Annotated in this window: 10 protein-coding genes; 2 read left to right on the top strand and 8 right to left on the bottom strand. The window is 72.9% G+C overall.

The genetic code is table 11. From position 1 onward, the window contains the following. Positions 1-38: 38 nt before the first annotated feature. A complete protein-coding gene (locus tag Q0Z83_RS34485) occupies positions 39-1,208 on the top strand; it encodes an amidohydrolase (protein WP_317787428.1) in 1,170 nt (389 codons plus the stop codon). Between the two features lie 36 nt (positions 1,209-1,244). On the opposite strand, the gene Q0Z83_RS34480 is transcribed toward Q0Z83_RS34485, so the two are convergent. From Q0Z83_RS34480 to Q0Z83_RS34455, 6 genes are all read right to left on the bottom strand, one after another. Continuing rightward, positions 1,245-2,309 (bottom strand): NAD-dependent epimerase/dehydratase family protein, encoded by a 1,065-nt coding sequence (locus Q0Z83_RS34480; protein ID WP_317787427.1) that lies wholly within the window; start codon positions 2,307-2,309, stop codon positions 1,245-1,247. Between the two features lie 571 nt (positions 2,310-2,880). Beyond that, on the bottom strand, positions 2,881-4,068 hold the full coding sequence (locus Q0Z83_RS34475; RefSeq protein ID WP_317787426.1) for a cytochrome P450: 1,188 nt from the start codon (positions 4,066-4,068) through the stop codon (positions 2,881-2,883). A gap of 404 nt (positions 4,069-4,472) precedes the next feature. Next, positions 4,473-5,237: a glycosyltransferase family 2 protein gene (locus Q0Z83_RS34470; protein WP_317787425.1), complete on the bottom strand. Its 765-nt coding sequence runs from the start codon at positions 5,235-5,237 to the stop codon at positions 4,473-4,475. Continuing rightward, positions 5,234-6,679 carry an AMP-binding protein gene (locus Q0Z83_RS34465; protein ID WP_317787424.1) on the bottom strand — a complete coding sequence of 482 codons (1,446 nt, stop codon included), beginning with the start codon at positions 6,677-6,679 and terminating at the stop codon, positions 5,234-5,236. Before Q0Z83_RS34465 ends, Q0Z83_RS34470 begins: the two co-directional genes overlap by 4 nt. Before the next feature lie 10 nt (positions 6,680-6,689). Then, positions 6,690-7,427: a glycosyltransferase family 2 protein gene (locus Q0Z83_RS34460; protein WP_317787423.1), complete on the bottom strand. Its 738-nt coding sequence runs from the start codon at positions 7,425-7,427 to the stop codon at positions 6,690-6,692. Further along, positions 7,424-8,404 carry a 3-oxoacyl-ACP synthase III family protein gene (locus tag Q0Z83_RS34455; RefSeq protein WP_317787422.1) on the bottom strand — a complete coding sequence of 327 codons (981 nt, stop codon included), beginning with the start codon at positions 8,402-8,404 and terminating at the stop codon, positions 7,424-7,426. The genes Q0Z83_RS34460 and Q0Z83_RS34455 overlap by 4 nt, the downstream gene beginning before the upstream one ends. Before the next feature lie 51 nt (positions 8,405-8,455). On the opposite strand from Q0Z83_RS34455, the gene Q0Z83_RS34450 reads away from it, so the two are divergent. After that, a complete protein-coding gene (locus Q0Z83_RS34450) occupies positions 8,456-10,354 on the top strand; it encodes a PAS domain S-box protein (protein WP_317787421.1) in 1,899 nt (632 codons plus the stop codon). 18 nt (positions 10,355-10,372) lie between these two features. Here Q0Z83_RS34450 and Q0Z83_RS34445 read toward each other — a convergent pair whose 3' ends face one another. Beyond that, complete coding sequence (locus Q0Z83_RS34445; protein ID WP_317787420.1) at positions 10,373-11,899, bottom strand: serine/threonine-protein kinase; 1,527 nt, start codon at positions 11,897-11,899, stop codon at positions 10,373-10,375. 219 nt (positions 11,900-12,118) lie between these two features. Then, positions 12,119-12,700: a TetR/AcrR family transcriptional regulator gene (locus tag Q0Z83_RS34440; protein ID WP_317787419.1), complete on the bottom strand. Its 582-nt coding sequence runs from the start codon at positions 12,698-12,700 to the stop codon at positions 12,119-12,121. Positions 12,701-12,722 lie beyond the last annotated feature (22 nt).

The raw sequence follows: 12,722 nt of genomic DNA, 5'->3' as shown, positions 1-12,722 counted from the left end.
GGCGTGCCGGGTCGGACGGTCCGGCCTACGATGACGGAATGTCGCTGGTGACCGACGCCGCGGTGGACGAATGGCAGGCCCGGCTGCTCGGCCTCAGTCACAGCCTGCACGCCGAACCCGAGACGGCGTTCGAGGAGCACGCCTCGGCGGCGAAACTCGCGGCGATCATGGGGGCGGCCGGGTTCGACGTCAGCGAGGGTGTCTGCGAACTGCCGACGGCCCTGCGTGCCACCTACGGCGAGGGTGAGCTGACGATCGGGATCTGCGCCGAATACGACGCACTCCCCGGCATCGGCCACGGCTGCGGCCACAACGTCATCTGCGCGTCGTCGGCCGGGGCGGCGATCGCGTTACGGGCCGCCGCCGACCGCTACGGCTTCCGAATCGTCCTGCTCGGCACCCCGGCCGAGGAGAGCGGCGCCGGTAAACAGCTGATGCTCGAACGCGGCGGCTTCGACGACGTGACCGTGGCGATGATGGCCCACCCCGGCCCGGCCGCCGACACCGCCGCGGTCGGCGACAGCACCCAGGCGTGCAGCCGTTTCGCGGTCACGTTCCGGGGCCGTCCGGCGCACGCGGCGGGCGCACCGTGGGACGGGGTGAACGCCGCCGACGCCGCGGTCGTCGCCCAGGTGGCGATCGGCCTGCTCCGCCAGCAGACGCCACCCGTCTACCGGATCGCCGGTTTCGTCAGCTCCGGCGGCGACAAGACCAACATCATCCCCGAACGCAGCGTCCTCGAATACGAGGTCCGCACCCCCGGCGCCGCCCAGCTGGACGCCCTGCGCCGCCGGGTGCACGCCTGCTTCGAGGCCGGGGCACTGGCCACCGGCGCCACGGTCGAGTTCCGCCGCACCGAACCCGACTACCTCGACCTGCGCAACGATCCCTGGCTGATCGAACGCTACGGCAGCCACCTGCCGGCGTTCGGTCGGGCCGCGGTGCCGCTGCCGGGCGGTGTCAGCGCGGCCTCCACCGACATGGGCAACGTCAGCCACGTCGTACCGTCCATCCACCCGATGATCGGCCTCCGGGGCGTGACCGCGATGCCGCACACCCACGAGTTCGCGGCCGTGACCGTCACCCCGGCCGCCGACGAGGCCCTGCTGCACGCCGCCAAACTCCTCGCCCGGACCGCCACCGACCTGGCCGCCACCCCCGACCGCCGAGCCGCCTACCTGGCCCGTCAGCACACCGGCCGGCGGTGACCGGCACCGCGCACCCGGGCCCGGTCCGACCCGGGATCAGCGTGGCGGCAGCGTGCCCAGGTAATCGGCGAACGAACGGCGCGGCACCCAGCCCTGCGCCCGGGCCCGGCTGATGTCGAGGACGACCGGGCTGGTGAGCTGCTCCACGGCGTACCGGGAGAGGATCGGCGGACGTCGGGTGAACCGCGCCGCCGCGCCGACCATCGCGGCGGCCGCGCCGACCAGCGGAATCGGCAGGTGCATCACCGGCACACCACACACCGCGGCCACCACCGCGTCCCGCTGATAGGCGACCGCGTCCGCGATGTTGTAGGCGCCGGCCACCCAGCCCACCCCACCCGCCCGTCCCGCCGAGCCCGCCGACGCACCCGCCCGTCCCGTCGAGCCCGCCGCCGCACCTGCCGCGGTCGCGCCGCCCGCCGCTGTACTCGCCGGGTTTGTTCCGATTTCCGGGTTTGTGCGGCTTTCCGGGCTCGTGTTGCTTTGCGGGCCCGTGCCGCCCGCCGACAAACCCGCCGCGGCCAGGCAGGCATCGGCCAGGTTTTCGACGGCGGTCAGGCTGAGCGTCACATCGGGTCCGGGTAGCAGCGCCCGCCCGCCCCGAACCGCCCGCCGCAGCCGGGGCAGCAGATGCGGATCACCGGTCCCGTAGACGGCCCGCGGCCGTAGCACCACGGCCCCCGCGTCGAGGGCCAGCCGTTCGCCTGCCGCTTTCGTCCGCCCGTAGGCGGTCATCCCGGCCAGCGGATGGTCCTCACTGATCGCTTCCGGTCCGGCCGGTGCGTAGACGCTCGCGCTGCTCACCCACACGATCGGCCGATCGCCGGCCGCGTCCAGCAGGCGGGCGGCCCCGTCCACATTGACCGCCCGGAAGGCGGCCTCCGATCCGCGGCCGGGCGGCGGGTCACCGACGGCGGCCGCGAGATGCAGCACGACGTCGATCCCGGTCAGATCCGGCGTGGTACGGGCAGCGTCCCAGTACCGGAACTCCCCGACCGGCCCGGGCCGCCGCCCCAGACAGACGACCGTGGCCCCGAGCCCGGCGGCCGCCCGAGCCACCACACTGCCGCAGAACCCGCTCCCCCCGGTCACCGCGATCATGCCCAGGATCCTCCCACCCCACCCACCCGGCGGCTCAAGCCCAGCTCCGGGCGTCTCCACCGGGGTTGTGGAGGGGCTGCCAGCGGTGCGCCGACGTGGTCACGTCCGCCCGAGGTGATGTGTGACAGTCGCCCGGCCACGGACAGCCGGCCCTTCCCTTTCGGTCGCGCGGGCTGGGGCTGGGTGCGGCTGCCGGCCCCGATCCGGGCTGGGGCTGGGTGCGGCTGCCGGCCCCGATTCGGGCTAGGGCTGGGAGCGGTTGTCGGTGTCGGTCCGGGTTGGGGTTGGGTGCGGCTGCGTGCGTGGGTCCGGGCTTGGGGCTGGGTGCGGCTGCCGGTCTCGGTCCGGGTTGGGGTTGGGAGTGGCTGCCGGTCTCGGTCCGGGTTGGGGTTGGGAGTGGCTGCCGGTCTCGGTCCGGGTTGGGGTCGGGAGTGGCTGCCGGTCTCGGTCCGGGCTGAATCGGCCGGTCGTCGGGCGTGGCCGGTCGGCGGCTGTGTTCCATGGTGGGGCGGTCATGTCGCGAGGAGCGGCGGGAACTCGACGGGTCGCTGCTCCGCACCGCACGGGTGGATCAGCAGGTGGTGGCGGTGATGATCAGGGACGACCAGCCGGGTAGGGCGCTTCTTCGGGAGGCGCGAGCCCTTGTCACCACGGGGCGGTATGGGGCGAGGGCGGTCAGGGCGTCGAGCAACTGGGTGCGGGCCAGGCGGGCGCCCGGGCAGGCGTGTGGGCCCACGCCGAAGACCAGTTGTGCGACGTGTGGTGGAGCCGGGGCGGTGGGGGAGGGGTCGTGGTTGTGGGCGTTCACCGCGTGCCGGGTGATCAGAATCAGACGGTCGCCTCGGCGGATCGGGCGCCCGGCGATCGTGCCCGGGGCCGCGGCCGACCGGGGAAGCAGCGGTGTGGGGGCGGTCACGCGGAGGAGTTCGCCGGTCAGAGCTTCGGGGGCGGTTTCGACGTACGCCCAGAGGTCTGCGTCGGCACACCAGGCCGCCGCCCGCGGCAACCCCGCGACCGTCGTGTTGATCGCGGCCACCGCGAGCATCGCGGCGAGGCCGGTGTCGGGCGGCGGCGCGAGCGGGGCGTTCAGCCGGGCGTCGGGCGACGGCGCGGGCGGGGCGTTCAGGCGGGCGTCGGGCGACGGCGCGAGCGGGGCGTTCAGGCGGGCGTCGGGCGACGGCGCGAGCAGGGTGTTCAGCCGGGCGGCGGCCTGTTCGGCGGCTCGGCGGCGGCGGGGGAACGGTAGGCCGGGCAGATGTTCGCGGGCGCCGGCCGCGGCGGCGGCTCGGGCTGCGGATGCCAGTTCGAGGGGATCGACGGTGAGGCCGAGGAGGGCGGCGGCGGTGGCGCCGGAGAGTTCGGCGGCCACGTCGACCAGGTCGATCGGGTCGCCGTCGGCCAGCGGTTTCAGGCGGCGGTCCAGGACATCGGTCCATACCGGGCGTAACCGCGCGACCCCGTCGGCTCCGAGAGATTCGGCCAGGTCGCGTCGGGAACCGCGATGATCGTCGCCCTCCTGATCGAAAAGCAGGCCGCCACCGGTCAACCGGCCCGCCGCGCCGCCGGTGGTGCCTTCGGCCGTGCGGTCCAGCGGTATCCGAGTCAGGCCGTCGGTGAACGCGGAGCGTGAGTGGGCGAGAACGGTCGTGCCGATTCGGGTCGTCGGCCGGCGGCGAGCGGCTGCCATCAGCGCGAACAGCACCGGGTGGCTGCGCAGGTAGACCTGACGGTCCCGGCGGCGCGCCCGCGCGTGCGACATGTTCGGCCTCCCGTAGCCCCGTCCAGAGAACGCGATCATCGTTCGCTTCGCAGCCGAGGTCAATTCGCGCCTCGACCCGGAAGCGGCCGCCGTCGCCCGCGCATGCCGCCGCCTTCAGGTCGGCCGAAAGCCCGAAATGCCCGGCTAGCTCTGGGCGCTGTCGCGGTGAGCCATGCGACAGCCCGGTCAACCAGCCGGCGGAGCCGCCCGGTGGGTGATCCGGGTGGTGGTGGGTGATCCGGGTGGTGGTGGGTGATCCGGGTGGTGGTGGGGGATTCGGGTGGCGGTGGGATTCGGGTGGCGGTGGGGTTCGGGTGGCGGTGGCGGTGGCGGCGGGGGTTTGGGTGGCGGTGGGTGGGGTCGGGTTGTTGTGTGTGTGGGTAGGGGCGGAGCGGCGTTGGGGGTCAGCGGACGTGGACCTGGGACGGGGTGGTGGGGCGGTATCGGCGGTCCCAATACCAGAGGAGGGTTCGGCGGGGGCCCCACGCTCGTAACCGTCGCAGACTGGACTCGACGACGAGGTCCTCGGCCCGGATGATGCGGTCGGTGACGCGGCGGGCCCGGTTGAGGAGCGTCACGTCCTCGGAGCCGTCCTCCAGCGCCTCCCGCGCGGTGCCTCCGCAACGCAGGTAGAGGTCGGCGGTCAGGGCCAGATTGTGCCCGTGGACCAGGACATAAGGGCTGCGGAAGTCCGGCGTCCGGTGCGCCTTGCGATAGCGGCCGTACACCGCGGCGAGCCGCACGGCGGCCGGGAAGACGTGGCGTTCGGCCCAGGTCGGTTGCTCGTCGCGGCGCGGGACACTGCGGCCACAGACAAGATCGAAACCGTTGCCGAGGTACGCCCGAAGTGTCGCCACCCAGTCGACCGCCGGCAGGCAGTCGGCGTCGGTGCGGGCCAGGAACCGGCTGCCGGTCGTGATGGCGTGCCGGAATCCGGTGTCGGCGGCGGTGCCCGCCCCGCGTTCGGTCTCGGTGACGATCTCCACCGGGAACGCGGCCGTCTCCGCGAAACGCCGGACGACCCCGACGGTGTCGTCGGTGGACGCGTTGTCGACGACGATCAGCCGGAACCCCTGATCGGTCTGCCGCCCGAGCGCCGCCAGGGTCGCCCCGATCGACCCGGCCTCGTCGAAGGCGGGCACGACGACCGCGACGACCGGCGCGCTCATGGCCGTACCCGCTGATGGGGTATCGATGAGGCGAGCGAAGCCGCAGCGTTCCGGTCGGGTTTGCGGGAACGCCCGGCCAGGGGCACCGGGGCGAACATGACGCGGTCCGGCCGCGCCGAACCCATCCGGTCGAGGGGCCCGCGCAGTGCCGCCTCGACGCCGGCCCGATCGACGCCGGGGACGGTCTCGACGATGGCGACCACGTGTTCGTCACCGTCGCCGGCCGGCACCCCGACCAGGACGGCGAGCGAGACGCCGGGTACGTGCAGCGACGGCTCGTACAGGCCGGGATAGATGTTCTCCGCGTTGCGCAGGATCATGTCCTTGCTGCGCCCGCCGAGCACCACCCGTCGCCCGGACAGGGTGGCGATGTCCCCGGTGGCGACCCATTCGTGCGGTTCGGCGCCGAGGTAGCGGTCACAGACCCCGGTGCCGGCGAGCAGCAGCTGCCCGTCGTCGCCGACCCGACCGTGCACCCCGGGGAGCAGGTCGCCGACGAGATCACCGGCGCCGTCCCAGGCGCCCTTGTCCCGGGATTCGACGGCGGCCGCCGGGAACACCTCGGTCAGCGCGTAGACCCCCCAGGCTTCGTCGGCGCCGGCGGCCCGCACCCGGTCGAGTAGGTGTGCCGACACCGGCGCCGACCCGCTGTAGACCCGCCCGCGGAACGGCACCCCGCCGTCCAGTGCGGCCCGCAGCTGCGGCGGAGTGAGATAGACGGCCTGCGGCCGCAGGCCGAGGACCTGCCGGGCCAGCACCCGCGGGCGGCGATCGGGGGTGGCGACCGGCGCACCGGCGGCCAGCGACGGCACCATCACGAAGAACGTGCCGCCGAGCACCGGCACTCCGGCGACCGGCCGGACCAACTCGGCCACCGACCGTAGCCCGGCGTCGAGCCCGGCCCGGGTGTGCACGACCGCGCGCGGGCTGCTGGTGGTCCCCGAGGTGAAGATGATCACCGCGTCGCCGTCACCGTCGTAGGCGGCCGGCACCGGGCCGGGCCGCAGCTCCAGCGCCGGGGCGTTGCCCGGCAGCCGGGCGCCGACGGTGACGGTCGGCCCGAGCGCGGTGAAGTCGGGAAGGGCCAATCCGGCCCGGCGGGCCAGTGGGGCGGCCCATCCGGCGACCGCCTGGGCGGCCGCGTCGGCGACGATCAGGGCGGGCCGGGCCAGCGACAACCGGGCGGTGAGCACGTCCGGGCCGGCGGTCGGGTCGAGCAGCGCCACCCGCACGCCCAGCCGGTACGCCGCGAGCACCATGGCCACCGCCCGTGGTCCGGGGCGGATCGCCAGCCCGAGCGTGTCGCCGGCGCCCAGGCCACGGGCGTGCAGGGCGGTCGCGTACCGGTCGCGGAGCCTGGTCAGGTCCTCCCCGGAGACGGTCTTCCGGCCCCGCAACAGGGCGGGGCCGGACATCACACCGGTGCTCAGCGCGTCGAGCAAGGGGCTCCCCTCATCGTGGGTCCGGGGTCAGGGCGCCACTGCCACGGTCGAGGTACCAGCGGGCGGTCCGCAGCACCCCGTACGCACGCAGCCGCCGGGTCGAGTTCTCCACCACCATCGACCGGCTGTGCACGATCGATGAGGTGGTCCGGCGTACCCGGTTGAGGAAGAGCCGGTCGGTCGGCGACGGCCGCCGCGGCATCCCGCCGCACTCCTGGTAGAGCGCCGCGGTGATCGCCATGTTGTTGCCCGCGTGCATCCGGTAGGGCGCCCGGAACCCGCTGTCGCGATGTGCCGGCCGGATCCGCCCGAACGCCGCCGCCAATGCCACCAGCAGCCGGAACACCGCACGCCCGGCCGGTCCGTGCTCGTCGCGGCGGGCGGTGATCCGGCCGCACACCAGGCCGGCTCCGTCGTCCAGCGCGGCCCGGGCCGCCGCCACCCAGCCGGGCCGGGGCAGGCAGTCGGCGTCGGTACGCGCCAGCAGCACCGCCCCCGCCGCGATGGCGTGCCGGAACCCGGTGTCGACCGCGCAGCCCACACCCTTCTCGGTCTCGACGAGCACCCGCATCGGGAACGGCGCGCGGCCACGGAACGCCTCGACCGTCGCGACCGTCGTGTCGGTCGAGGCGTTGTCGACGACGAGCAGGGTGAAGTCGGTGTCGGTCTGTGCGGCCAGCGCGTCCAGGGTGGCGCTGATCCGGGTCGCCTCGTTGTAAGCGGGCACCACCACCCACAGCCTGGTCATGATCGTTCCCACACCATGGTCATCATGCTGACACCGCCGCCGAGCCCGATGAACAGCACCCGGTCGCCCGGCGCCAACTCCGGGTGGATGCGGCTGAGCTGCACGCCGAGGGTCGCGCTGGCCATGTTGCCGAGAGTCGTGACGGTGATGTCGAGCCGGTCCTTCGGCACCCCGGTCACCTCGACGAACTTCTCCAGGTAGGGCATCGTCACCTGGTGCACCAGAATCCGGGCGTACTCGGTGTACTCCATCCCGGTGCGTTCCCGGACCCGGTCCAGGATGCCCGCCCCGATCGTCTCGAACACCCCGCGCAGCCGGTGCCCGTCGCCGGTGAAGTAGGTGTGCTCCTCGCCCCGCGGATGCCGTGACCCGCCGCCCGGGATCCCGCCGACCGTCCAGTGCTCGGAGTGGGTGGCGGTGTCCACGTCGATGATCCCGCCCCGCTCGACCGGTTCGACCACCACGGCCGCCCCGGCGTCGCCGAACGTGTACCCGGCGAACGCCCGCCGTGCCTCGGCCAGCCCGGACACCCGCGGTCGCATCACCCGGCTCGGTGTCTCCCCGGTGACCACCAGTGCCCGCCGGGCCCGCCCGGCCAGGATCATCGACCGGGCCAGGTCGATCCCGTTGACGAAACTGTTGCAGGCGTTCGTCACGTCCAGCGCGTGGGCCCGGCTGCCGAGCGCGTCCTGCAGGATGTGCGCGGTCGCCGGTTCGACCATGTCCCGGCTGGCCGACGCGAACAGCAGCAGGTCGACGTCCTCCGGGCGCCGGCCGGCCGAGGCGAGGGCGTTGCGGGCGGCGTGCAGGCCGAGCGTGGAGGCGTACTCGTGGTCGGCCGCGATCCGCCGCCGTTCGATCCCGGTGAGCCGGGCGAGCAGGCCGCGGGGGAGCTTCCCGATCCGGTCCTGCAGCTCGGTCGTGGTGACCTCGCGCTCCGGCAGATGGGCGCCCACCCCGGTGATTCCGACTCGCACTATCCCCCCACTGACGGTTCGGTCCCTCAGCATGACCGAACAGTGTCCGATATGACGACCGTGCCGGAACAGCTTTTTCTGCTCGGCAACCTGGGCACCATGATCACTTACGCGGCGATCACGGTGGCCATCGCGGTGCCGGTCGCGCGGGCCGGGCAGCTGCGGAGCAACAGGCTCGCGGTGGCCACGGCGCTGATCTTCCTGACCGCCGCGGTCGGGCACGGACTGCACGCCTACCTGGTCTTCACCGAGGTGAGCCGCGCCTGGGTGTGGGCGCTGGCCTGCTGGAACGTGGTGACCGGGGGAGCCGGTGTCTACTACTGGACGGTCCGACGGCGCAGCCGGTCACCGGCCGGGGCGATCTACCCCGACCCGCAGCGGAAACGGTTCCAAGACGAGGCCGACGCGCACCGGGCCACCCTGGAGGCGGTGGTCGAGCACACCGACGAGGCGATCATCGGCTCTGACCTGGACGGCGTCCTCACCGCCTGGAACCGTGGCGCGGAACGGCTCTTCGGCTGGACCGCCGACGAGGTCATCGGAGTGCACGCCCAGGTGCTGACCGACGATGCCGGCGCGGTGGAGCAGCGGGACATGATGCGGCGGATCCGGGCCGGGGAGCGCGGTGTGTCGTACGAGACCCGCCGCTTCCGCAAGGACGGCACGCCGGTCGAGGCGTCGTTCAGTGTGGCCCTGGTCAAGGACCGGTTCGGGCAGCCGATCGGGTTCTCCGCGGTGGTCCGGGACATCACCGCGATCAAGGAGGCGGCGGAACGCCGGCGGGCCATCGAGGAACGCACCCACCAGGCCCAGCGGATGGAGAGTCTCGGCAAACTGGCCGGCGGGGTGGCCCACGACTTCAACAACATCCTGGCGATCATCGTGAACTACACCGACTTCGCCGCTGAGGAGGCGGCCGGCAACGACGCCCTGGCCGCCGACCTGAAACACGTGCGCAGCGCCGCCGACCGGGCCATCAATCTGACCCGCCAGCTGCTGACCTTCACCCGCGGCGACACCATCCAGCCGCAGGACGTCGACCTGAACGCCGGCCTGGCCGAGGTGCACGCGATGCTCGGCCGCACCATCGGCGAACACATCAACCTGATCATGGTGCCGTCCCCGGCGCCGGTGATGGTCCACGCCGACCCCGGCCGGCTCCAGCAGGTGCTGCTCAACCTGGCGATCAACGCCCGCGACGCGATGCCGGACGGTGGCACCCTGGTCCTGGAGGCCAACACCGCGGCCCTGGACGGCGGCGAACTCGAGATGCAGCCCCCACTGCCCGCCGGAACCTACGCCCGCCTGCTGGTCAGCGACACCGGCGAAGGCATGACCGCGGACGTGGCGGCACACATCTTCGAACCCTTCTACACGACCAAACCCCGAGGTCAGGGCACCGGGCTGGGATTGTCCACGGTCTACGGCATCGTCGCCGAGGCGGGCGGCAGCATCAACGTCTACTCCGAACCCGGTGTCGGCACCACGTTCCGTATCTACCTGCCGATCGCCGTCGCCTCCGGCACCGGGGTCCCCGCGGTCCTGCGCCAGGACGACCCGCCGTCCGGGGACGGCCGCACCATCCTGGTCGTCGAGGACGAGCCGGCCCTGGCCCGGGTGGTCACCCGGATCCTCGCGGGGGGCGGCTACCGCGTGCTCACCGCCACCGGCGGCCCGCAGGCGCTGACCCTGTTCCACCAGCACGGCTGCGATCTTCTGCTGACCGACGTGATCATGCCGGAGATGTCCGGCCGCCGCCTCGCCGAACTCGTCCACCAGGCCGAGCCCGGTCTGCCGGTCCTCTACATGTCCGGCTACAGCAACGGCCTCCTCGGCACCACCCACGTCCTGGACGGCGACATCGCCTTCATCGAGAAGCCCTTCACCGCCCACGACCTGCTGCACAAGGTCGCCGAGGTCCTGCCGAACCTCATCCGGGGGTACGGCTGACCCGCCCGATGCCGTGGATCAGGGGTGGGTGGTGAACGAGGCCAGTACGACGGTGTAGTCGGCCAGCTGCTCGGCCCAGGCCTTGCGGGTGGACTGCCACTCCAGGACGTAGGAGCGGCCGCCGACGCTGGTGACCCGGCGTAGTGAGCGCATGGCGGTGCCGTCCGGATCCTGGAAGGTGTACTCCCAGACGGCAGCCAGCGGGTCCGGAAGCGCTTCCAGGCGGAGTCGGCGGTAGCCCGGCAGGTGGGTCTCCATCTCGGCGATCTCCAGTTCGGCGACCACGTCCGATGGGGGTTCGGGTAGGGCCGTGATGCCGAACATCGCCCGGTTCCGGTCGGATCGGAAGGCCTGCCCGCCCGGGATCTCGTCGCGGTGCCAACCGGCCGGTACCGCGATCCGGTACCCCTCCGGGCTGTCCCACCAGGTATGGCCGTCCGGCGGTGGGATCTCCGGTAGCCCGCCCCGGCCGTCCCCCGCACCGGCGAGACCACCGGTGCCGACGGGACCCGCCGCACCGGCGGGACCCTGGTTCGGGTGGGCGACGGCGGGAGTGGACCGGGCGGTGTGGGTGGGTGCGGTGGTGGTGACGGCGGCGGTGTCCGTACGCGCGCGGGTCTCGCCCTGTGCGGTCGCCGCGACCGCGGTGAGCGTCGTGGTGACGGCGACCGCCGCGACGATGGCCGGAATGCGGCGGCGTGTCGTGGAGCGTGGCCGGCGGCGGCCGGCCTCGATGACGCCGCGCAACGCCCACTCGGCGCCGGTGACGGTGAGCCGGTCGGACGGGTCACGGCGCAGGAGCCCGGCCAGCACCGGTGTGAGTGGCCCGGCCCGGCGGGGCGGGTCGGGCCGGGCGGCACCGACGGCCCGCAGCACCTCGGCGGTGGTGGGGTACAGGAACGGCGGCCGACCCTCGACGGCGTGGTAGAGCGTCGCCCCGAGGGACCACAGGTCGGACCGCTCGTCGGTGGCGTGGTCGTAGATGCGTTCGGGTGCGATGTATTTCGGGGAGCCGAGCACGATCCCGGCGTCGGCGAGGGTGCGGATGCCGTTCGGTGTGACGGCCGGGCCGAAGTCGGTGAGCACGACCCGACCCTCGTCGGTGATCAGCACGTTGCCCGGTTTGACGTCGAGGTGCAGCACTCCGGCGCGCCCGGCCGCCCGCAGCGCGGACACCAGCAGCAGGCCGATCCGGGCGACGCGGACCGGGGACATCGGCCCGGACTCGTCGATCATCTGGTGCAGCGAGCGGGACGGCAGGTACTCCATGATGATCCACGGCCCGTCCCAGGACGGTAGGACGTCGTGGGTCTGGATCACGTTGGGGTGCTCGACGCGGGAGGCGGCGGCGGCCTCCGGGAGCGCCCAGTCCCGGAGGAGTTCCTGCTGACCGATGGTGAGGCCGTCGGGGAGGGCGCAGTGTTTGGCCACGACGTATTCGTCGGTCTTCTCGTCGACGGACAGCCAGATGCGACTCATGTGACCTGAGGCGAGCGAGCGGACGAGTCGATAACGTCCCCCGACGACCTCTCCCACCGCGGCCATGTATTTACCCCGTCTTCAAGATGTGTTTACGCAGGTCAGAAGCTCTGTCGAGAGTAGCCGGTGCGAGCTGACGAAAATCGAGCTTGGTAACTCTGTGCACCGGTACGACTATCCACTGTGACCAGGGCGCGGTCCATCGTCCGACCGGCGGGCGCGGGCTCGATGTCAGAGTTCCGACACCATCCGGGCGATCGGATTAATCGGGCGTATCGGAGAGGGTCAGGTCAGCCCGCCGATGACCGCGAATGCCCGTTCGGCGTCGGCCCGGATCGCCGCCCGGATGTCCGATGTGGGCTCGCCCAGGGTGACGCGTCGCCGGATCTCGGCGTGCAACGCGTGGTCGGCGGCCGCGAGGACGGCGGCGGTCAGGCGGGACCCGGACGGCAGGGCCTCGGCCAGGGCGTCCTCGGTGAGCTCCCGGAGCAGTCGCACACGGGCCAGCAGGGCCGGGCTGTCGTCGACGACCCGCCAGAGCCGGGCCGCCCCGGGGTGCAGGCCGAGTGTCGGGTCGTCGCGGTCCAGTCGGTCGAGGAATGCGCGGCACACCGCGGCGGCCGGGCTCTCGTCGCCCGCGCGGTCGTGCACGGCCCGGGCCAGCCGTCGCACCACCTCGTCCTGCCGGTCGAAGAGCAGGTCCTCCTTCGTCGGGAAGTAGTTGAAGACCGTGTTCACCGACACGTTCGCGGCCCGGGCCACCTCGGCCACGGTGACCCGGTCGAACCCCTTCTTCAGGAACAGCATCAGCGCGGAGTCGGCGATCGCCGTCCGGGTCGCCTGCTTCTTCTCGTCTCGAAGACCCACGCAGGAATCTTAGCGTCACTCA

The sequence above is a fragment of the Actinoplanes sichuanensis genome (assembly GCF_033097365.1).
Lineage (GTDB): Bacteria > Actinomycetota > Actinomycetes > Mycobacteriales > Micromonosporaceae > Actinoplanes > Actinoplanes sichuanensis.
This window is presented reverse-complemented; position numbering and strand designations above follow the sequence as displayed.